Annotated in this window: 19 protein-coding genes; 8 read left to right on the plus strand and 11 right to left on the minus strand. The window is 59.9% G+C overall.

The window, feature by feature from the left end:
• Position 1: 1 nt before the first annotated feature.
• Genes kdpB through KG007_RS00110 form a run of 5 tightly spaced genes read left to right on the plus strand, consistent with a single transcriptional unit; the run spans position 2 to position 6,237 of the window.
• Complete coding sequence (gene kdpB, locus KG007_RS00090) at positions 2-2,044, plus strand: potassium-transporting ATPase subunit KdpB (RefSeq protein WP_213346742.1); 2,043 nt, start codon at positions 2-4, stop codon at positions 2,042-2,044.
• Positions 2,045-2,059: 15 nt separating this feature from the next.
• A complete protein-coding gene (gene kdpC, locus KG007_RS00095) occupies positions 2,060-2,635 on the plus strand; it encodes a potassium-transporting ATPase subunit KdpC (RefSeq protein WP_213346744.1) in 576 nt (191 codons plus the stop codon).
• 3 nt (positions 2,636-2,638) lie between these two features.
• On the plus strand, positions 2,639-3,394 hold the full coding sequence (locus KG007_RS00100) for a hypothetical protein (protein ID WP_213346746.1): 756 nt from the start codon (positions 2,639-2,641) through the stop codon (positions 3,392-3,394).
• Between the two features lie 2 nt (positions 3,395-3,396).
• Positions 3,397-4,518 carry a sensor protein KdpD gene (locus KG007_RS00105; RefSeq protein WP_195460304.1) on the plus strand — a complete coding sequence of 374 codons (1,122 nt, stop codon included), beginning with the start codon at positions 3,397-3,399 and terminating at the stop codon, positions 4,516-4,518.
• Between the two features lie 3 nt (positions 4,519-4,521).
• Entirely contained in the window at positions 4,522-6,237 is a 1,716-nt protein-coding gene (locus KG007_RS00110) for a sensor histidine kinase (protein ID WP_213346748.1), read from the plus strand.
• Between the two features lie 112 nt (positions 6,238-6,349).
• On the opposite strand, the gene KG007_RS00115 is transcribed toward KG007_RS00110, so the two are convergent.
• From KG007_RS00115 to KG007_RS00155, 9 genes are all read right to left on the minus strand, one after another.
• Positions 6,350-6,934, minus strand: coding sequence for a TetR/AcrR family transcriptional regulator (locus tag KG007_RS00115; protein ID WP_213346749.1), 585 nt, complete (start codon positions 6,932-6,934; stop codon positions 6,350-6,352).
• A gap of 5 nt (positions 6,935-6,939) precedes the next feature.
• Positions 6,940-8,043, minus strand: coding sequence for an ABC transporter permease (locus tag KG007_RS00120; RefSeq protein WP_213346751.1), 1,104 nt, complete (start codon positions 8,041-8,043; stop codon positions 6,940-6,942).
• Between the two features lie 2 nt (positions 8,044-8,045).
• On the minus strand, positions 8,046-9,140 hold the full coding sequence (locus tag KG007_RS00125; protein ID WP_213346753.1) for an ABC transporter permease: 1,095 nt from the start codon (positions 9,138-9,140) through the stop codon (positions 8,046-8,048).
• A gap of 2 nt (positions 9,141-9,142) precedes the next feature.
• A complete protein-coding gene (locus KG007_RS00130) occupies positions 9,143-9,883 on the minus strand; it encodes an ABC transporter ATP-binding protein (protein WP_195460295.1) in 741 nt (246 codons plus the stop codon).
• Positions 9,876-10,784 (minus strand): ABC transporter ATP-binding protein, encoded by a 909-nt coding sequence (locus KG007_RS00135; RefSeq protein ID WP_213346755.1) that lies wholly within the window; start codon positions 10,782-10,784, stop codon positions 9,876-9,878. Before KG007_RS00135 ends, KG007_RS00130 begins: the two co-directional genes overlap by 8 nt.
• Complete coding sequence (locus KG007_RS00140; protein ID WP_213346757.1) at positions 10,781-11,668, minus strand: HlyD family secretion protein; 888 nt, start codon at positions 11,666-11,668, stop codon at positions 10,781-10,783. Before KG007_RS00140 ends, KG007_RS00135 begins: the two co-directional genes overlap by 4 nt.
• The gene (locus KG007_RS00145; RefSeq protein ID WP_195460289.1) at positions 11,665-12,945 is read right to left on the minus strand and encodes a TolC family protein; all 1,281 of its coding nucleotides are present in this window, start codon (positions 12,943-12,945) and stop codon (positions 11,665-11,667) included. The genes KG007_RS00140 and KG007_RS00145 overlap by 4 nt, the downstream gene beginning before the upstream one ends.
• Before the next feature lie 3 nt (positions 12,946-12,948).
• Positions 12,949-13,572: a TetR/AcrR family transcriptional regulator gene (locus KG007_RS00150; RefSeq protein ID WP_213346758.1), complete on the minus strand. Its 624-nt coding sequence runs from the start codon at positions 13,570-13,572 to the stop codon at positions 12,949-12,951.
• A 155-nt stretch (positions 13,573-13,727) separates the two neighbouring features.
• Positions 13,728-14,312 (minus strand): L,D-transpeptidase, encoded by a 585-nt coding sequence (locus KG007_RS00155; RefSeq protein ID WP_213346760.1) that lies wholly within the window; start codon positions 14,310-14,312, stop codon positions 13,728-13,730.
• A gap of 233 nt (positions 14,313-14,545) precedes the next feature.
• Between KG007_RS00155 and KG007_RS00160 the strand changes: the two genes are divergently transcribed.
• From KG007_RS00160 to KG007_RS00170, 3 genes are read left to right on the plus strand one after another with little or no spacing between them, the layout of a single operon-like run.
• Positions 14,546-15,811: an efflux RND transporter periplasmic adaptor subunit gene (locus tag KG007_RS00160; protein ID WP_229095413.1), complete on the plus strand. Its 1,266-nt coding sequence runs from the start codon at positions 14,546-14,548 to the stop codon at positions 15,809-15,811.
• Positions 15,812-15,817: 6 nt separating this feature from the next.
• Complete coding sequence (locus tag KG007_RS00165) at positions 15,818-18,916, plus strand: efflux RND transporter permease subunit (protein ID WP_195460283.1); 3,099 nt, start codon at positions 15,818-15,820, stop codon at positions 18,914-18,916.
• Positions 18,913-20,310, plus strand: a complete 1,398-nt coding sequence (locus KG007_RS00170; RefSeq protein ID WP_213346762.1) for an efflux transporter outer membrane subunit — start codon at positions 18,913-18,915, stop codon at positions 20,308-20,310. The genes KG007_RS00165 and KG007_RS00170 overlap by 4 nt, the downstream gene beginning before the upstream one ends.
• Positions 20,311-20,318: 8 nt before the next feature.
• Here KG007_RS00170 and KG007_RS00175 read toward each other — a convergent pair whose 3' ends face one another.
• Together KG007_RS00175 and KG007_RS00180 are read right to left on the minus strand one after the other, a co-directional pair.
• Positions 20,319-20,897 (minus strand): Crp/Fnr family transcriptional regulator, encoded by a 579-nt coding sequence (locus KG007_RS00175; protein WP_213346764.1) that lies wholly within the window; start codon positions 20,895-20,897, stop codon positions 20,319-20,321.
• Positions 20,898-20,931: 34 nt separating this feature from the next.
• Positions 20,932-22,287, minus strand: a complete 1,356-nt coding sequence (locus tag KG007_RS00180) for an MATE family efflux transporter (protein WP_213346766.1) — start codon at positions 22,285-22,287, stop codon at positions 20,932-20,934.
• Between the last annotated feature and the right edge of the window lie 10 nt (positions 22,288-22,297).

A 22,297-nucleotide genomic window follows, 5' to 3' on the forward strand; every position in this document is an offset into this window, starting at 1 on the left:
CATGAAACAAAATCGCAATAATTCACTGTTCGACCGCACGTTACTGCGTCAGAGCCTGCGTGCTTCGTTCACGAAACTCGACCCGCGCACGATGGTCAAAAACCCGATCATGTTCACCGTCGAAGCCGTCACCTTCGCCATGCTGCTGCTGATCGTCTGGATCGCCGTGACGGGCAACACGTCACAGGGTTCGCTGCTCTACAACCTCGTGATTTTCGCCGTGCTCCTGCTCACGGTGCTGTTCGCCAACTTCGCCGAAGCCATCGCCGAAGCGCGCGGCAAGGCACAGGCCGACAGCCTGCGCAAAACCCGCGAAGAGACCCCCGCCAAACGCATCGATCCCGACGGACAGTCGCACATCGTGAGCAGTTCGGCGCTCCGCCAGGGCGATGTTTTCGAATGCGTCGCCGGCGACACAGTAGCTGCCGACGGCGAAATCGTCGAGGGACTGGCTTCGATAGACGAAAGCGCCATCACGGGCGAATCCGCCCCGGTGATCCGCGAAGCGGGCGGCGACAAAAGTTCTGTCACAGGCGGCACGAAGGTGCTTTCCGACCGTATCCTGGTGAAAGTCACGGCCAAACCCGGCGAGAGTTTCCTCGACAGGATGATCGCCCTCGTCGAAGGCTCCTCGCGCCAGAAAACGCCGAATGAAATCGCCCTGACAATCCTGCTGGCCGGGTTCACGCTCGTTTTCGTCATCGTCTGCGCCTCGCTCAAACCCTTCGCCGACTACGTCGGTGCGAACATCACCGTCGCGGCGTTCATCTCGTTGTTCGTCTGCCTGATCCCGACGACCATCGGCGGCCTTTTGTCGGCCATCGGCATCGCCGGCATGGACCGTGCGCTGCGGGCCAACGTCATCACCAAGTCGGGCAAGGCCGTCGAAACCGCGGGCGACATCGACACGCTGCTGCTCGACAAGACGGGCACGATCACTATCGGCAACCGTAAAGCCACGCGCTTTTACCCGGCCGAAGGCGTCGACCCCAAGGCTTTCGTCCGCATGTGCGTACTCTCGTCGGTCGCCGACCCGACGCCCGAAGGCAAGTCTGTCGTCGAACTGGGCGCGGCCGAAGGCATCCGCGTCGACCCGATGACGATGGTCGGCGTACGAATGGTGAAATTCACCGCCGAGACCAAATGTTCGGGTGTCGACATGCCCGACGGCCGCCGCATCCGCAAGGGAGCCGCCGAGGCGATTCTCCGCATTGCCGCCGAACATGAAAACCCCTGCCCGGCCGGCATCGAAGCCTCGGCCCGTACGATTTCCGAGAACGGCGGCACGCCGCTCGTAGTCTGCGAAAACGAGTGCATCACAGGTGTCATCGAGTTACAGGACATCATCAAAACCGGTATCCGCGAACGCTTCGAGCGCCTGCGCCGGATGGGCGTCAAAACCGTGATGGTCACGGGCGACAATCCGCTGACGGCGAAATATATCGCCGAAAAGGCCGGTGTCGACGACTTCATCGCCGAAGCCCGGCCCGAGGACAAACTCGAATACATCCGCCGCGAACAGCAGGCCGGCAAACTGGTGGCCATGATGGGCGACGGCACGAACGACGCCCCGGCGCTGGCGCAGGCCGACGTAGGCGTCGCAATGAACAGCGGCACACAGGCCGCCAAGGAGGCGGGCAACATGGTCGACCTGGATAACGACCCCACCAAACTGATCGAGATCGTCGAGATCGGCAAGCAGCTCCTGATGACGCGCGGCACGCTCACGACCTTCTCCATCGCCAACGACGTAGCCAAGTATTTCGCCATCGTCCCGGCGCTGTTCATCGCTTCGATTCCGTCGTTGCAAGCCCTGAACGTCATGCACCTGCATTCGCCCGAAAGCGCCATCCTCTCGGCGGTGATCTTCAACGCCCTGATCATCCCGCTGCTTATTCCGCTGGCCCTGCGCGGCGTGACGTACAAACCGATCGGAGCTTCGGCGCTGCTGCGCCGCAACCTCTTTATCTACGGCCTGGGCGGCATGATCGTACCGTTCATAGGCATCAAACTGATAGACATGTTAATAAGTATATTCTTCTAAAGCATTGCTTCAACTATGAAAAACCTCTGGATTTCACTCAAAATAACGCTGGCCATGTGCCTGCTGCTCGGCGTGGGCTATGTGCTCGTATTGCGCGGCGTATCGGCCGTCGCAGGCCCCAACGGCGGCGAGGCCGAAACAGTCATGCTCGACGGACGAATCGTCGGCGCGGCGAACGTCGGGCAGGCATTCGCCGACAACACCCATTTCTGGAGCCGTCCTTCGGCCGTCGACTACAACGGCGGCGGCTCGGGCGGCAGCAACAAGGCTACCACCAACCCCGAATACCTTGCCCAAGTCGAACAGCGCGTACAGGATTTCCTCGCTGCGCATCCTTACCTCACCCGTGCCGAGGTTCCCGCAGAGATGGTAACGGCAAGCGGGTCGGGACTCGATCCCGACATCTCGCCCCGCGGTGCACAGGTACAGGTGCAGCGCGTGGCCCGGGCCCGCGGACTGGACGCCGCAACCGTACAGCGCCTGGTCGACTCGCTGACCCGAAAACCGTGGCTGGGGCTCTTCGGCACGGAGAAAGTCAATGTGCTCCGCCTGAACGTCGCATTGGAAGAACTGAACAAAAACAAACTGTAAACCATGAAATTAGATAAAACGATGAAACGCTGGCTATTTATTTTGACGGCTGCCCTGGCGGTCTTCCTGACAACCGACCTCTGCGCCCAGGAGCGCGGCGTACGCTTCTCGGGCGGCACGGACGTAGTGAGCGCCTACATCTGGCGCGGGGTCTGGGAAAGCGGTTCCGCCTTACAGCCCACGCTGACGATGACCGCCGGAAACTTCTCGGCGACGGCCTGGGGTTCGGTAGACTTCGCCGCAACCTCCTACAAAGAGATGGACCTCACACTGGCCTACACGCTCGGTCCCGTAACCTTCTCGCTGGCCGACCTTTACTGGGAAGGCGGAGCCGCCGACCGCGGCACGGTCAGCCGCAACTACTTTCGCTTCGGAAACGATTCGCCCCACCGCGTCGAGGCGGGCATCGCATGGCGTATCGACGAGAAAATCCCCGTCACGCTGGCCTGGAATACCGTACTGTTCGGTCCCGCCGACGTGAATGCAACCGGGGAGCGGGCCTACGCCACCTACGCCGAAGTTTCGTATCCCTTCGCTGTCAAGGACGTGGAGATGAAGGCCGGGGTGGGCATCGTGCCGTGGAACGCCCTCGGAACCTACGGCATCGACCGCGATTTCTACGTGCAGAACGTCTTTCTGAATGCCGGAAAGAGCTGGACCGTGTTCCAATCGCTGCAACTGGGCGTCTTCACCTCGCTGAGCTGGAATCCCGCAGCGGAAGATGTCAATTTCACAGGCGGATTCTCATTGAGGATGTAACGATGGAAAAAGAAGACAGCGTCCAGCGGTTCCTGGAACTGATCCGGCGTTCGCACCGCGGGAAGTTCAAGGTCTACATCGGCATGAGCGCCGGCGTAGGCAAGACCTACCGCATGCTGCAGGAGGCCCGTCAACTGCACGATGCAGGCGTCGATGTCTGCATCGGCTACGTCGAAACGCACGGCCGCACCGAAACGGAAGCCCTCGTCGAAGGACTTCCGCTCGTGCCGCGCCGCAGGCTCTTCTACAAGGGCAAGGAACTGGAGGAGATGGACACGCAGGCCATCGTCAACCTGCACCCCGAGATCGTCGTCGTGGACGAACTGGCCCACACCAACATCGAAGGCAGCGGCAACCCCAAGCGCTGGCAGGACGTGATGCAGATTCTCAACGCGGGAATCAGCGTCATCTCCGCCGTCAACATCCAGCACATCGAGGGACTGAACGAGTCCGTCGAGGAGATCACGGGCGTCGAGATCCGCGAGCGGGTTCCCGACAGCGTGCTGGCCATGGCCGACGAGGTGGTGAATATCGACCTCACGGCCGACGAACTGATCGAACGCCTGAAAGCCGGAAAAATCTACCGTCCCGACAAGATCGCCGCGGCGCTCGGCAACTTCTTCACGCAGGACAACCTGCTGCAACTGCGCGAACTGGCACTCAAGGAGGTAGCGCTGCGCGTGGAAAAGAAGGTAGACAGTGAAGTGACCGGTTCCGAGGTGTTCCGGCGCGACAAACTGCTGGCGGTGATCGACTCCTCCGAAAAGCGCGCCCGCCGCATCATCCGCAAGACAGCACGCATGGCCACGCATCTGAACGCCGCATTCACGGTACTCTACGTGCAGGGCGACCACGAAGCCGACGACCGTATTCCGCTCGCCCGGCAGCGTTACCTGATCAACAACCTGAACCTCGCCACGGAACTCGGCGGCGAGGCGCGCCGGATACGCTCCAATTCCCCGGTGGAGAGCATCGTAGGATTGTGCCGGGAACAAAAAATAAACATCGTCTGCGTCGGGCGTCCCGAATTTTCATTACTTTCGCTGCTGAAAAGTACAATCTACCTGCGGCGGCTGACCGGACTGCTGTCGCGCATGAACATCGACCTTTTTATCTTTTCATAAGCCATGAGAATACAAAGGAGAATCACCCTGGGCATCGGTATCCTCTTCGCCATGATCCTGCTGCTGGGCATCCAGTCGGTCAGTTACGTCCGCCAGCTCTCGCGGGCAACCGGAACCATCCTCGCCGACAACTACAATTCGCTGCAATACGCCGGGGACATGCTGCGGTCGCTCAACGACATCGGCGCCGACTCCGTGTCGCGGCACGCCCTGCGCCAGAGCCTCGCGCTCCAGCAGGAGAACATCACCGAAATCAGCGAGAAAGAGACCACTGCGGCGCTCGAACGGCATGTCGCCTCGCTGAGCGACCCCGTCACCGAGGCCGAAATACGTACCGTGCGCCAGGACCTGTTCCGGATTATGGAACTGAACATGGCGGCCATCCGCGCCAAAAGCGCCGGGGTAGAGCAGCGCGCCGATTACGTAATGTGGTGGCTGATCGTCGCCGCAGCTCTTTGCGCCCTGATCGCCGGGGGCTTTCTGGTCTGGTTTCCGCAACTGGTGCTGCGTCCGATCGACGCCCTGAAAAAGGGTATCACCGAGATTGCCAACCACAACTACCGGCAGCGGCTCGATTTCTCGGGCAACCGCGAATTCGAATCGGTAGCCGAGTCGTTCAACAACATGGCCGCCAAACTCGACGAATACCGCCGCAGTTCGCTCGACGACCTGATGACGGCAAAAAAACGCATCGAAGCGATCGTGGATACCCTCCACGAGCCGATCGTAGGGCTGGGTCCCGACCGTAAAATCCTCTTCATGAACCGCGAGGCGCTCTCGGTGCTGAACCTCCGGGAAGACGCCATCGGGCGCAACGCTACCGAAGTAGCACTCTCGAACGACCTGCTGCGGCGACTGATCCGCGGACTTTACGACGAGGCGAAGAAAGCCGACGACGAGCCGCTGAAAATCTATGCCGACAACAAGGAGAGCTATTTCCAGGTGGAAAACACGCCGCTCTACATCACGCCCGTGGGCGGGCGCGATCAGCAGTTCGTCGGCAACCTGATCATCCTGAACAACATCACCAAATTCAAGGAACTGGATTCGGCCAAGACCAACTTCATTTCGACGGTTTCGCATGAAATGAAAACCCCGATCTCGTCGATCCTGATGAGCCTGCAACTGCTCGGCGACAACCGCCTGGGAGAACTTAACGGCGAACAGAAGCAACTCGTCACCAGCATCAAAGAGAGCAGCGACCGCCTGCTTTCGATCACGGGCGAACTGCTGAACATGACCCAGATCGAAACCGGCAAACTTAAACTGATACCTAAAGTAACCAAGCCTATCGAGCTGATAGACTATGCAGTAAAGGCCACGCAGGTACTCGCCGAACGGTTCTGCTGTTTCGTCGAAGTCGATTATCCCGAGAAAATTGCAAAACTATTCGTCGACAACGAAAAGATCGCCTGGGTCATCACCAACCTGCTGTCGAACGCCATCCACCATTCGCCCGAACGGTCGCGCATCATCATCGGGGCCGTACAACGCGAAAAGGCCGTCGAAATCTACGTCCAGGACTTCGGCCGCGGCATCGACCCGCGCTACCACAAGAGCATTTTCGAACGCTATTTCCGTGTTCCGGGAACCAAGGTGCAGGGCAGCGGGTTAGGATTGGCCATCTCGAAGGAGTTCGTCGAAGCGCATGGAGGTTCGATCTCGGTCGAAAGCGAAATCGGCCGCGGCAGCCGCTTCTCGATCCTGCTGCCGGCATAAAGCCGTTTCCCGGACAAAGAATACAGCCAGTCGTTTCCGGCTTCCTGGCCCGGCGTTCGCCAATGCCCAAAGGCGCGCGGCCGGGCTTGGCGGTCCTCCCCGGAAAGAGCGGCTATTCGTCCTCCGCAAAGGTTTCTTTCAGTTGTCGCAGGCGCTGCATCTCCAGCCAGCCCTTTTCGGTCGAGGAGCCGCGCAGGAACATGAACAGCGCCTTGCCGGCGGCGTCCCGGTCCCGGCCGGCTGTCATTCCCGGCCAGAACAACTCCCCGAACATGTCGAAATACTCCGTTCCGAGCAGATACCCCTGCCGTACGCCGTCGTCGAAAAGGTCGCGCAGCCGCTCCTGCAACGTGTGCCGTTCGTAGCCGATCACGTCGACCACCGCCGGATAATATTCCGCATCGTCGATAAACAGGTCACTCACCTTTCCGAAGGTGTCGTAGATTCCCGCCGCCAGGCGGACGAACGCCTCGAGGGGCGTCGTCGCCGTACGGCAGGCCGCATCCATCCGTTCGTTCAACAGCGACAGCGCCCGCTCGACACTCTGTGTCACGAGGTCCTGCTTGTTTGCGAAACATGCGTCCAGCTCCTGCTTCGTGATTCCGATCTTCCCGGCAAGCGTACGCATGCGCAAATCCTGAATGCCTTCGCGGATAAAAATCCGGTAGGCAGCGTCCAACATCTGATTCCGTTCCATAGTCTTTATGCTTGTTTTTTGTAACTCAATGCCGCCCAACTGTTGAACAGGAGGGCAAAAACAGCCAACGACGCATAGTTGACCCACAATTCGCCGATCGTCGAGCCTTTGAGGTAAACCGAACGCATCACCTCGACGAAATAGCTCGGCGGCAGCATGCGGGTGATCCACTGCGCCCACACGGGCATCGACTCGACCGGAGTGACCAGGCCGCTCATCAGCACGAAAATCATCACGAAGAAAAACATCACGAACATCGTCTGCTGCATGTTCGAAGAGCCGTTGGCGATCCCGACGCCGAGGCCCGACATCGTGAGAATGAAGAGTCCGGCCGCAAGGAACAGCGCCCCGATGCTGCCGGCCGGGATCAGCCCGTAAACGATCCAGGCCACCAGCATCACCGCCGCCAGCACAGCCAGGCCGATGATCCAGAACGGGATCAACTTGGCGAGCGTGAAGGTCAGTGCGCTGACGGGCGTAACGTTGATCTGCTCGATGGTTCCCGTCTCCTTCTCGCCCACGAGGTTCAGGGCCGGAAGAAATCCGCAGAGCATCACCAGCAGCATGATCATCAGTGCAGGAATCATGTAATGACGGTATTCGAGCGTAGGGTTGTAGCGGTTCTGCACCGTAATCAGATCCGGCGACGCCGGCGCGCCCCGCTCGCCGCTCAGCTCGGCGACGGTCTGCGTCACCACGGCCATAAGATACTGCCCGCCGAGACTGCCTTTGACGGCATTCACGCCGTTCGCCGCGATGGCGACCCGCTCGGGACGCCCGAGGGTAAGTCCGCGCTCGAAATCGCGGGGAATCTCCAGGATAACGTCCGAAGCCCCCGCGTCGAGGTTTTCGAGCGACGCAACATAATCGGCCGTAATCTCCTGCAGAGAGAAGTAATCCGAAGCGGCGATCTTCTGCACGATCCGCCGCGAAGCGTCCGAACGGTCGTGGTCGACCACTGCGACATTGATATGGCGCACGTCCATCGTCGTCACCCACGGCATCACGAACATGATCATCAGGGGAAATATCACGACCATTCGCGGCAGGAACGGGTTCCGGAAAAACTGCCGGAACTCCTTATCGAGCAAAACTAACAGCGTACGCATCGTTATTCGAGTTTATCGTTGAACTTTTTAAGCGCCACAACGACCAGCGCAGCCGTCATGACCAGCAGGATCGAGAATTCTTTCAGGACAGCCCCGAACGGCAGGCCTTCGATCATCAGCTTACGCACGGCTTCGATATACCACCGGGCCGGGATAATGCACGAGATACCCCGCAGGATGCCGGGCATGTTCTCGACCGGGAATGCCATGCCCGAAAGCATGATGATCGGCAGGAGCATCAGCATTCCCGAAATAATCAGCGCCGTGGACTGCTTGTCGGAAACCGTGGAGATAAAGAGCCCCAGCGCCAGCGCCAGCACGAGGTAGAGCAGCGACAGCCCCACCAGCCCCGCGAGACTGCCCGACATCGGTACATCCAGCACGTAGCGGGCCAGCAACAGGATCGTAACCAGGTTGAAACACGACAGCAGGAAATAGGGGATCATCTTGGCAAAGACGATCCACACGGGCCGCACGGGCGACACCAGCAACACCTCCATCGTCCCGGTTTCCTTTTCGCGGACGATCGAGACAGAGGTCATGATGGCGCAGATCAGAATGAAAATCAGCCCCATGATGCCCGGCACGAAGTTGTAAGCGCTCTTCATCTGCGGATTGTACAACAACCGCATCTCGGGCATCGGAGCCGAAGCCTGCCCGTCGGACAGCAGTATCTGCTGCAAATAACCCATCCCGGCGGACGCCGTGTTGGGATTCGAAGCGTCGAAAATCAACTGCACGGCGCTTTGCGCGGGTTCCCCATGCGCCGCGGCAAGCATCTGCCGGTCGAAATCGGCAGCGAACACGACCACCACGTCGGCGTCTCCCGCACGCAGCGTACGGTCGATTTCCGGCTGGGTGACGTAGCCTCTGAAGGTAAAATATTCGTTGGCCCCGACGGTCTCCACCGCGTGGCGCACCGCCTCGGTCGGATGCGGCGCCACGACGGCGAAGTCGATGTTCCGGATTTCGGTCGATATGGCGAATCCGAACAACAGCATCTGCACGACGGGCATCCCCAGCACGATGAGCATCGTGCGGGAATCGCGCAGGATATGCAGCGCCTCTTTTTTGACGAATGACAGAAAACTTCCCATCTCTATTCGGTTCGTTTAGCTTCGCGGGCCAGCCGGCGGAACACCTCGTCCATCGAGTCGGCGGCGAATTGTTTTTTGAGGTCGGCAGGCCTTCCCAGCGCGCTGATCCGGCCGTCGACCATGATCGACACGCGCGAGCAGTACTCCGCCTCGTCCATGTAGTGCGTCGTCACGAAGACCGTCGTGCCTCCGGCTGCCGCCTCGTAAATCAGTTCCCAGAACTGGCGGCGCGTCACGGGATCGACGCCTCCGGTCGGCTCGTCGAGAAACACCACCTCGGGACGGTGCAGCGTCGCCACCGAGAAAGCCAGCTTCTGTTTCCAGCCCAGCGGCAGCGATCCCACCAGCGTATCGATCTCCGACCGGAAATCCAGCCGCCGGAGTATCTCGACCGTACGGCGGAGTATCTGCATCCGCCCCAGGCCGTAGATACCGCCGTAAAGGCGGATGTTTTCCATCACCGTCAGGTCGTCGTAAAGCGAGAACCGCTGGCTCATGTAGCCAATGCGGCGTTTGATCCGCTCGCCGTCGCGCATCACGTCGAAGCCCGCGACCGTGCCGCTGCCCGAAGTGGGGTAGCTCAGCCCGCAGAGCATGCGCATCGCCGTGGTTTTCCCGGCTCCGTTGGCCCCGAGGAAACCGAATATCTCGCCGCGCGCTACCTCGAACGTAATGCCGTCGACAGCCGTAAAGCCGCCGAAACGTTTGGTCAGGCCCCTGACCGATATGATCGCATCATTCATGGCGCATCCGTTTTATAAATACGTCTTCAATCCCCGGCTCGGCCCGCCGTACCCCGACGCCGCGAAAACCCGCATCCGCCAGTTTGCGGGCAAACGCACCGGCATCGAACCCCTCGCGGACGATCAGGTGGTGCTCCGCTCCGAAAGGGTAGCTTTCGGCCACCTCCGCCGAGTTGCGGGCCGCTTTCAGCAGGCCGTACATGTCTTCGCCCGAAAGGGCATACAGCGGTTCCCCGAACGAAGAGACCACCCCTTCGGGCGTGTCGATACTCAGCAACCGGCCTTTATCGCAGAGGGCGATGCGGTCGCATCGCCGCGCTTCGTCCATGTAGGGCGTCGATACGAGCATCGAAATGCCCTCGCGTTTGAGTTCGGAAAGCATGTCCCAGAACTCGCTGCGCGAAACGGGGTCGACGCCCGTCGTCGGCTCGTCGAGCAACAGCACCGAGGGACGGTGGATCAACGCACAGCACAGGGCCAGTTTCTGCTTCATGCCGCCCGAGAGTTTCCCGGCGCGACGCGTGCGGAACGGCTCTATCTGACGGTAGATCGGGGCGATCAGGTCGTAGTTGTCCCGCACCCCGACACCGAACAGAGCCGCGAAGAACGCGAGGTTCTCCTCGACCGACAGGTCGGGGTAGAGCGAGAAACGCCCCGGCATGTAGCCCACCCGCGAACGGATCGTCCGGTAGTCCGACCCGATGTCGCAGCCGTCGACCGACGCACGCCCCGAATCGGGATTCAGCAGCGTCGCCAGCAGGCGGAACAGCGTGGTCTTGCCTGCACCGTCGGGGCCGATCAGCCCGAACAGTTCGCCTCGGGCTACCGAGAACGACACCCCGTCCAGCGCCGTCAATGCGCCGTACCGCTTGGTCAGTTTATCGACTTCGATGGCATTCATAATTTCACTTCGCCGTACATGCCGATTTTCAGCCGTCCATCGTTCTCGACGGCAATCTTCGCAGCATAAACCAGGTTGGCGCGCGTGTCGCGGGTCTGGATCGTCTTGGGCGTAAATTCGCTTTCGGAAGCGACCCACGTCACCCGTCCCGGATATTCGAACCGTTCGCCGCCTCCGAAATCGGCCGTAACGGTCACCTGCCGGCCGAGCGTCAGTTCCGCCAACTGGTCCGAGGTGAAATAGGCCCGCAGGTAGATCCGTCCCAGGTCGGCGACCTTCATCAGCGGACGCCCCACGGAGGCCAGTTCGCCAGCCTCGGCATATTTGGCCAGCACGGTCCCCGCTATGGGTGACGCGAGGCGGCATTTTGCAAGCCGATCCTCGACCTGCGCGATCTGCAACTCGATGGCCGACGAGTTTTCGTCGATCGACACCGCATTGTTGCCCAGCGTCGAAAGCTGGGCGTCCAACTGCTGCTGGAGCACCTTCAACTGCGAGTCGATGTCGTCCAGCTGCTTGGTCGCGGCGGCTCCGTCCCTGAGCAGGTTTTCGACACGGCGGCGTTCGGTCTGCTGTTTGGCGATCTGCTCGCGCAGCGACGACACCTGTTTGGCGATGTCGGGGCGCGACGAGCGCACCGAAGCCTGCTGGCGCTCCAACTGCAACTTCTGCAAATAGAGCTGCACGGTGTCGATGGCCCCGATTTGCTTCCCGGCAGCCAGATCGTCGCCCTCCTCGATGTCGAAAGAAAGAATCCGCCCGGCAGCTTCGGCTGAAACCGTCACCTCCGTGGCTTCGAAGGTTCCCGTAGCGTCGAAATCCCCGCCGCGGCCGCACGCTACGGCCGACAGGGCCGTAACACCATAAATAACAATCCGTTTCATTGGTTTATCGTGTGTTTTAATTCGTAAATCGCTTTCAGCAGTTCGATCTCCCGGGCACTGCGGGCCGCGGCGGCGGCATCTTCCTCGGTAATCTTACCCAACAGGTCGTTGGTGTCGATCACACCGTTGCGGAGCCGCGATTCGGCGGCTTCCCGCACACGGCGGCGCAGGGCGACGATCCGGTCGTCGTCCGCAAGGGCTTTGCGCAGGCGGGCGATCTCCCCGTTATCCTCCGTCGTTTCCAACCGATTGTTGAACAAGAAAATATCCCGCTGTACTTCAACCTGTTCTTTAGCCGTACGCAGTTGGTTCAGCGAATTCTTCCGCGTGTAATAGCCGCCGAAATTCCACGACATCTTCACGCCGACCATCGTGTTCCACGACCAGTCGGAAGAGGTCATACTCCGAAAATAGTCGAGTCCCGGATAACCGTAATACCCCTGCGCAAAAAGCCCGAAGCGGGGCCGCGTCGACGACTTCACCAGCCGCTCCTGCGCCGAGAGTTTGTCGATACGGGCGTCGAACAGTGCCAGCTCGGGGCGCGCAGGCTCCGCGGCGGCCGGCGACACCATGTCGGGCTTCACCAACCGCTCGCCTTCCGGATCGCGGCCGATGAAAACGCCGAGCATCCGGCGGTAACTGTCGCGCATCGATTCGGACTGGGTCAACTGTTGGTTCACGGCGAGCAGTTCGGCCTCCACGGCATCGGCATCGGACTGCATCGCAACGCCGTTGCGAAGGTACGAACGGACCTTTTCGAGATTGCTTTGCAGCAGGCCGATCGTCAGTCGCGTCTGCGCGATACGCTCGTCGAGCAGCAGAATCCCGAAATACAAGCCGTCGACACGTCCTTCGAGCGCATAAAGGTCGACATCCGCAGAGCGTTGCTGTTCGGCCGACTCAGCTTCGGCAATTCGTTTGTCGGCGCTCGTCTTACCTCCGTCCCAGATGGTCTGACTGAGTTCAAGCATCACTTTATATTGATCCTTGTTCATCCCTGGAATCGAGACTTTTTGCTGGGAGAGCATACCTGTAAGCGCATCGGGAAATTCCGGCACGGCCGTCTGCCACGCAGCCTGCGCCGAGAAAGAGAGTTGGGGCAGGTAGGAGCGTGCGGCATTCGAAAGGGTATAGGCCTCGGTCCGGCGGATCAGGTCGTACTGCCTGATTTCGGGGTAGTGCTCCCGTGCCAGCGCCCGGCACTCGCCGAGCGTCAGTTGCGCCTGCGCCGAAAAGCCCGCCAGCAGGCATCCGCACAAAAGAAGGATTCGTTTCATGGTTTATTGTTTTTTCAGTCGTCGCATGATGGTTTCGATGTTCTCCTGCTTGCGCAGTTCGAAAAACCGCTCCCGATCGGCCGTCAGGTCGCCGAGGATCGGTTCGATAATGGGGTAGGCGATGAATATGAAGACATTGAGCGAAATGATGTCGAGCATCAGCATCCGCGCATCCATCGGTTCGGTCTCGCCCCGGGCCGCCGATTCGTCCAGTTGGCTTTGCATGCCGCTCAACAGGTCGTCCATGATTTTCCGGAGACGCTGCCGCATGACTTCGTGGCGTTCCGGCCGGGCAAAAACCTCATTGACGATAAAGCGCGGCAAATCGGGATTGACGACGATAAAATCGAAGTGCCGTGCGATGCCGTCCCGCAATCGCTCCAACAGGGGCAGTCCCGGACGGCCGAAGGTCGTCATCACCAATTCGCCCATCAGGCGCATTTTCTCGTCGAGGATGCGCTCAAAGATATTCTCCTTCGTACGGAAATAGTAGTGGAGCATGGCATGCGTCACACCCGCAGCCCGGGCTATCGAAATCGTGCGCGCCCCGTCGAACCCCTTGGCGAGAAACTCCCGTTCGGCCGCTTCAAGGATCGCTTGTTCCTTATTCTGAGTCTGTTCCGTCATCATTCCTTTGTTTTAACAAACTTATTTAACAATCTTGTTAATGCAAATATACACAGAGAATCGAATTGTCCAACAATTTTGTTAATAAAAATTTCGCACATAAAAAATGCTACCAACAGAGTTGGTAGCAAAATCAAGTTCCGGGAACAAAAGCCTTAGTTCGGCCGCGCCGGCGAACCGCTCGTCAGCCGGGGAGCGGTTTTTGCCGCATCGGGCAGGCGGCAGGGGACAGCGCTGTCCGCCTCGGAAGTAATGATCACGACCGGCATGCCGACATAGACATATTTTTTAACGAGTTCGAGCAGATCGCTGTTATTCAAACGGATGCATCCTTCGGTAGCACGCGTGCCGATCGAAGCGGGATCGTGCGTACCGTGAATGCCGATACCACGGTGGCCCGGCGTCTTCAGACGGATGAAATGCGAACCGTAAGCCCCTTTGATCTCTCCCTTGCCGTCACCGAAATCATGCGTCCACGCACGTGCATCCTGCACCTGCTGGACGGAAAAAAGGCCCTCGGGGGTCTTCATGTCGCCCGGCTTCTCCTTGTTGCCCAGCGCCCGGCCGCAGGCTATGGGATAGGCGGCCAGCAGGCGGCTGTTGAAATCGTAGACCGCAAGGGTCATCGACTCTTTGGAAATGGCGATAAGGGCCGCACCGGAAGGCGGGACCTGCTGGGCCAGTGCGTCGTTGCTGAAAAACAGCGCAGAGAGGATAAGAATATGCAGAATTGTTTTCATAGGCACAAATATACGATTTTCCCGGGCAAAATCCGCAGCACTGACCGAAAAAGCCGCCCTGCATTTTCCGAAAAGTCGTCAATAGCCTCCGACCAAACAAAAATAGACATTGCGGCATCATATTCGTCTAACTTCTGTCGTTAGGATAATATGTTGGCAAAAAATTCATAATTTTACGCCGAAAAACCGGACGACACAGGCAAACAATCCGGAACCTTAGTTAGAAAGACAACATGAAACTATCACGCGAGAAAATCATGCAGCAGGCGACCCATGCCGGCCGCCGCACCTTGCAATTCGGAGAAAATGCAGGTAACAAAATACGCGGTCTGTCGAAACGCTCCTGGCTGATCCTGGCCGCAATAGCCCTACTGATCGCCGGAGGACTCTGGTGGTGGCTGCGCCCCGAGCCCCAGCAGCCCATACTGCCCGTGGTCCAGGTCGACCCGGTACAGACCGACGACATCGAAATCTACGGCGAATACGTGGGCCGCATCCGCGCCCAGCAGTTCGTCGAAATCCGCGCCCGGGTGGAGGGCTTCCTTGAAAAAATGCTTTTCGAAGAGGGAACCTACGTCAAAAAAGGGCAGCCGCTGTTCATCATCGACCCCCTGCTCTACGAGGCCCGTGTAAATAAAGCAAAGGCTCAGCTGAACAAGGATAAGGCCATGGCCCTCAAAGCTGACCGCGACCTGAAACGAATCCGCCCGCTCTACGAGCAGAACGCCGCGAGCCAGTTGGACCTCGACAACGCCATCGCCTCCTACGAAAGCGCTACGGCTGCCGTGGCGATGAGCGAAGCCGACCTCACGCAGGCTGAAACCGCCTTGAGCTATACCACCGTCAGTTCGCCGCTGTCGGGCTACATCTCCGAACGCAGCGTCGACATCGGCACGATCGTCAGCCCCAACGGCAAGTCGCTGCTGGCAACGGTCGTCAAGAGCGACACCGTGCGCGTGGACTTCAGCATGACGGGCCTCGACTACCTGAAAAGCAAGGCCCGCAACGTCAACCTGGGACAAAAGGACTCCACCCGCAAGTGGGACCCTTATATTACCATCACACTGGCCGACAACACACAGTATCCGCTACGCGGACTGGTCGACTTCGCCGACCCGCAGGTAGACCCCGAAACAGGAACCTTTTCCGTGCGCGCCGAAATGGCCAATCCCGACCGCATCCTGCTGCCGGGACAGTTCACCAAAGTGCGCCTGCTGCTCGACGTACGAGAGAAAGCCACGGTCGTTCCGACCAAATCGGTCATTATCGAGAAGGGCGGCGCCTATGTCTTCGTCATACGGCGCGACAGCATCGCCGAACGCCGCCTGGTCGAACTCGGTCCCGAAGTCAACAACCGGGTAATCGTCGAGCGCGGCGTCGTTCCGGGCGAAATGATCGTCGTGGAGGGCTTCCACAAGCTGACGCACGGCGACAAGGTCGACCCCGTACGCGCCCCGGAGAAAAACCATAACACCGAGGCGGAAACGTCCGAAAAATAGCGAGTTATGAAGTTGGATTTCTTTATTGACCGGCCCATATTCTCGACCGTCCTGTCCGTAATCATCGTGATCGTCGGACTGCTGGGACTGGTGATGCTCCCCGTGGACCAGTATCCGCGCATCGTGCCCCCGGTAGTCAAAATCTCGGCCTCGTATCCCGGCGCCAGCGCCCAGACGGTGACACAGGCCGTGGCAACGCCCATCGAGCAGGAACTGAACGGAACGCCCGGCATGCTCTATATGGAGTCGACGAGCAGCAACTCGGGCGGATTCTCCGCTACCGTAACCTTCGACATCGACACGGACGCCGACCTGGCGGCCGTCGAGATTCAGAACCGCGTGAAGCAGGCCGAGGCGCGCCTCCCGGCCGAGGTCATACAGAACGGCATTTCGGTCCAGAAGCAGGCGTCGAGCCGCCTGATGACCATCACGCTCCTGTCGACCGACCCCAAGTTCGACGAAATTTATCTTTCGAACTACGCTACGCTCAACGTGCTGGACATGCTGCGCCGCGTGAAGGGCGTCGGCAGCGTTTCGAACGTCGGCAGCCGTTACTACGCCATGCAGATCTGGGTACAGCCCGACCGGCTGGCCAACCTCGGACTGACGGTGCAGGACCTGCAAAAGGCCCTCAAGGACCAGAACCGCGAATCGGCGGCAGGCGTGCTGGGCCAGCAGCCCATCACAGACCTCGACGTTACGATTCCGATCACCGCCCGCGGGCGTCTTTCGTCGGTGGGCGAATTCGAGGAAATCGTCATCCGGGCCAATCCCGACGGATCGCTCATCCGCCTGCGCGACGTGGCACGCGTATCGCTCGAAGCCTCGTCGTACAGCACCGAAAGCGGCATCAACGGCGGCAACGCGGCCGTTATGAACATCAACATGCTGCCGGGCGCAAACGCCATGGAGGTGGCACGCGCCGTCCGGGAGACGATGGACGAAATCAGCCGCAACTTCCCGGAGGGAATCTCCTACAAGATTCCGTTCGACATGACCTCCTACATCTCGCAGTCGATCAAGGAGGTTTACCACACGTTGTTCGAAGCGCTGCTGCTCGTGATCCTCGTCGTTTTCCTTTCGTTGCAGAACTGGCGTGCGACGCTGATCCCGACCATCGCCGTGCCGATCTCGCTGATCGGAACCTTCGGCGTGATGCTCGCATTCGGATTCTCGCTCAACATGATGACCCTGCTGGGACTTATTCTCGCGATCGGTATCGTCGTGGACGACGCGATCGTGGTCGTGGAGGCCGTGGAACGCACGATGGACGAAGAGGGGCTTTCGCCCTACGAGGCGACCAAGAAAGCCATGGGCGGACTGGGAAGCGCCATTATCGCCACGTCGCTGGTGCTGTGCGCCGTATTCGTTCCGGTGAGTTTCCTCTCGGGCATCACGGGACAACTCTACCGGCAGTTTACCATCACGATCGCCGTGTCGGTGCTGATCTCGACCTTCGTGGCCCTGACGCTTTCGCCGGCATTGTGCGCCCTGATCCTGCGCCCCGAATCGGGCAAAAAGAAAAACCGGCTGTTCCGCCGCATCAACCTCTGGCTGGCAGGCGGCAACAAGTTTTACGAAAAGATGATCCGCGGCGGCGTGCGCCATTCGAAACGTATGCTCACGCTCTTCGGGCTGACTCTCGTGGCATTGTGGCTGCTCAATAAAGTCGTCCCCCAGAGCTTCATGCCGCAGGAGGACCAGGGATATTTCACCGTCGAACTGGAGTTGCCCGAAGGGGCCACGCTCGAACGCACGCGCCGCGTGACGGAGCGCGCCATGGAATTCCTGATGTCGTGCGAGGATGTGGAATATGTGCTCAACGTTACGGGATCGAGTCCGCGTGTGGGAACCAACCAGTCGCGCAGCCAACTGACCGTCATCCTCAAACCGTGGGACGAACGCAAAACCTCGGATATCCGCAAACTGATGGGCCGCGTGCGCGAAGAGATGCGGCGCTATCCCGAAAGCAAGGTCTACCTCTCGACACCGCCCGTCATCCCGGGACTGGGAGCCTCGGGCGGCTTCGAGTTGGTGCTCGAAGCGCGCGGAAACGCCTCTTACAGCGACCTGCAACACGCCGTCGACACACTGCTGCACTATGCAGCGCAGCGTAAGGAACTGACGGGGCTTTCGTCGTCGATGCAGAAAGACATTCCCCAGCTCTATTTCGACGTGGACCGCGACAAAGCCCAGATGCTGGGCGTGCCGATGGCCGACATTTTCTCGACGGTCAAAACCTTCACGGGATCGGTTTACGTCAACGACTTCAACCTGTTCAACCGTATCTACCGCGTCTACATCCAGGCCGAAGCGCCGTACCGCGCCCACCAGGAAAACCTCGGGCTCTTCTTCGTCCGGAGCGCCGATAAAGCGATGATCCCCATCACGGCGCTCGGCACGACTTCATACACCACGGGCCCCGGCACGATCCGCCGTTTCAACATGTTCAATGCGGCGACCATCTCAGGCGAGGCGGCGCAGGGGTACAGTTCGGGACAGGCGATGGCCATCCTCGAACAGATCGCACGCCGCCACCTGCCGCCGACGATCGGCGTCGAGTGGAGCGGCCTTTCCTACCAGGAAAAACACGTCAGCGGACAAGCCGGGTATGTGCTGGCGCTGGCTTTCCTCTTCGTCTTCCTGTTCCTCGCAGCGCAGTACGAAAGCTGGTTGATTCCCGTGGCAGTGATTCTCTCGCTGCCGATCGCCGGCATCGGGGCCTACCTGGGCAACTGGGTATGCGGACTGGAAAACAACATCTATTTCCAAATCGGACTGGTGATGCTGGTGGGCCTCGTGGCCAAGAACGCCATCCTGATCGTCGAATTCGCCAAAGACGAGGTCGAAAAGGGGCACGACACGCTGACGGCCGTCATCATGGCCGCACACCTGCGCTTCCGGCCCATCGTCATGACCTCGCTGGCCTTCATCCTCGGCATGCTGCCGCTGGTCTTCGCCAGCGGACCCGGATCGGCCAGCCGCCAGGGCATCGGCACGGGCGTATTCTTCGGCATGTTAGTGGCGATCACCGTCGGTATCGTCTTCGTACCGCTCTTCTTCGTCTGGGTTTACAAAGTGAAAGAAAAATGGTCAAAACGATGAAACGAAGCACAACCTATATTTTCGGCGCGCTCCTGCTGCTGGCGGCAGGCAGCTGCTCCGTGCAGAAGAAGTGCAAGGCTCCGGAGCTCGACATGCCGGCCGAGATCGTCGCCGGGCAAAGCGACTCGCTGACGCTGAGCGACCGGAAGTGGTGGGAGGTTTACACCGACACGACGCTCTGTTCGCTGATCGGCCGCACACTTGACCGCAACCGCAACATGCAGTCGGCCGAAGCACGCATCCGCCAGTTGGAAGAACTCTACCGCGTAAGCAAAGCCGCACGCCTGCCGTCGCTCAGCGGACTGGTCCTCGCCGACAACGAAACCAACGATTACTACGGCGAAGCGCACAAGAGCGACGCCGAATTCAGCGTCAAAGCCACCCTGAGCTGGGAAGCCGACCTGTGGGGCAGCCTGCGCTGGGCCAAACGCAAAGGCGCGGCCGAATATCTCGCCTCGGTCGAGGCGGCGCGCGCCGTACAGATGACGCTCATCGCCGAAGTCGCCACGGCCTATTTCGAACTGACGGCCCTGGACCATGAACTGGGCGTCGTACGCCGCACGGTGGAGACCCGAGAGGAGAGCGTGCGCCAGGCAAAACTGCGTTTCGAAGGCGGTCTGACCTCCGAGACGGCTTACCAGCAGGCGAAGGTCGAACTGGCGAGCGCCGCGGCGCTGATCCCCGACCTCGAACTGCGCATCGCCCAGAAGGAGAACCAGATTTCGGTGCTCGCAGGCAACTATCCTTCACGCGTGGCGCGCAGTGAGATGAACATGAACGTCAGGATGCCCGACTCGCTGCCTGTCGGCCTGCCCTCGACACTGTTGCAGCGCCGTCCCGACGTACGGCAGTCGGAACAGCAGTTACGCGCGGCAATGGCCGCTGCGGGCATGGCCTATGCCGACCGTTTCCCGCGGCTGACAATCTCACTGACAGGAGGACTGGAAAACGACGCGCTCAAAGGACTGATCAATTCGCCCTTCTCCTACGCCGTCGGCAGCCTCACCGCTCCGCTGTTCGCCTTCGGGTCGAAACGTGCGAAATACCGGGCGTCGCTGGCGGCCTACGACCAGGCGCGGCTGGCGTACGAACAGAAGGTGCTGGAGGTTTTCCGCGAGGTGAACGACGCCGTGGTCGCCTACCGCAACATGCGCAAGACGGCCGAACTGAAATTCAACCTCAAGGAGGCGGCCCGGCAGTATGTCGTACTGGCCAAATTGCAGTATATCAACGGTGTAATCCGCTACATAGACGTGCTCGACGCCCAGCGTAAGTTCTTCGACGCACAAGTCGAGGAGGGTAAGGCGGTGCGCAACGAGCACCTTGCGCTGGTCGGGCTTTACAAAGCCCTCGGCGGCGGGTGGCAACCGTCGGACATCGAAAAAAAGGGTTGACCGCACGGTCAACCCTTTTTCTTTCCCAGTTTTGCCCGGATGCGGCTCAGCGACTGCGGCGTAATCCAAAGGTAGGAGGCGATGTGCTTCAGCGGCACGTATTGCAACAACTCGGGACTCTCCGCCATCAATGTCCGGTAACGCTCTTCGGCCCGCGGGGCGCCGCCCGAAAGTATCCAGTTTTCAAGGCCGAGGAACTGCTGTTCGAAAAGCCTCCGCCCGAAGTTGGCCGCCTCGACCGATTCGGCAAAAAAAGCCTCCAGGTCGGCTTTGGAGATGCGGTAAAGTTCGGCGTCGCACATCGCTTCGATCGAAATCCGCGAAATTTCGTTTTCGACATATCCCCACGTCGAAAAGAGCGCTTCGCCTTCGGCAGCGAACCAGACCGAGACATCCACGCCGTCGTCGAAATAGTGGCCCAGCCAGATGCCGCGGCTCACGATGTAGAAATCGGGATTCCGCTCGCCCTGGCGAACGACGCATTCCCCTTTGCGGAACGTGCATCGCACCATCCGGCCGATCAGCCGTCCGCAGTCCGCCGCCGGCAGGTTGTATTTCCTGCTGAATTTCTCGATAAATGCCTCCATGCCTTACAAGTTTGAGAAGGCAAAGATAGTGAAATTATCGAGTCGGGACGAGATGCCGCCCGCGCCAGTAAATCGCGCCAACGACCGCAAAGGTAAGCACCTCGGCCAGCGGCACGGCCAGCCAGATACCTTCCACGCCGAACAACAGGGGCAGTCCGAAGAAACAGAGGATCATGAAAACGAATCCCCGCAGGAGGGTCACCGCCATTGCCGGACGCGGCCGCTCGACGCTCTGGAAATAACCGATCGAAACGATATTAACCGCGAAAAAGACGAATCCCGAAGCAAAGAGCGGAAGACCCTTGACGGCAATGGCATACGCCGGGTAGGAACTGTCGATGAACATCGCCACAATCCAGTGGCTGAACAGCGCCGTGACGCCGAAGAACGCCAGCCCCGTCACCACGGCCGTCACCAGCGACAACCGGAAGGCCTTTCGCACCCGCACACCGTTACCGGCGCCGAAATTGTAGCTCAGGATCGGCTGGGCCGACTGCCCGATGGCGTTGTAGACCATGAAGATGATCGGGAAGAAGTAGCAGGCGATGCTGAATGCCGCCACGCCGTCCTCACCCAGATAGCGGATAAAGACGTAATTCCCGGCGAACATCATCGTGGCGATAGCCCCCTCGCAAAGGAAGGTCGAAAGCCCCAGCCGGCACATATAACCCACGTTGCGGAGGGTCAGGCGCATGCTTTTGCGGCTCGTCTTCACCCGGCAGAAACGCACGACGTTGCGGCGGCGGCCCAGGTAGCCGAGGATCATGGCCGCACCCACGATATAGCCCAGGCTCGTAGCCAGCGCCGCACCCATCATGCCCCAGCCGAAGATGAAAATGAAAACGTAGTCCAGTACGATGTTGATGACGGCGGGAACCGCATTGCAGAGCATCGCATAGTTGGGCGACCCGTCGAGCCGGATGAAGAACATGCCCGAACTCAGCAGTGCGCTGAACGGCAGGAACGGCGCGAACCAGTGCATATATTCCACCGCCAGTGGGAGGAGCCGCTCGGAACTGCCCAGCAGCAGCGCTACTTCGCGGGCGTAAAAGGTGATCAGGAAACTGTACACCGCCAGCAGGAGCGACGACACCACGACGGCCTGCGTGACGTTGATACGCGCCGCCTTGACCTTCCCCTGCGAGAGGTGGATCGACGCCACGACCGAAGCCCCGACACCGAACATCAGCCCGACGCCCGTGCTGATCAGGAACAGCGGCGCGGCGATGTTGACCGCCGCCAGCGCATCGCTGCCGATGCCGCGCCCCACGAAAATCCCGTCCGTGATTACGAAAACGGCCGAGAAAACCATCCCCAGGACGGTGGGGATCAGCAGTTTCCGAAATAACTTCGGAATCTCCATGCTGCCGAAATCGATACAGTCTTTCATTGCATTCATT

The organism is Alistipes montrealensis, from assembly GCF_018362775.1.
GTDB classification, from domain to species: Bacteria; Bacteroidota; Bacteroidia; order Bacteroidales; family Rikenellaceae; genus Alistipes; species Alistipes montrealensis.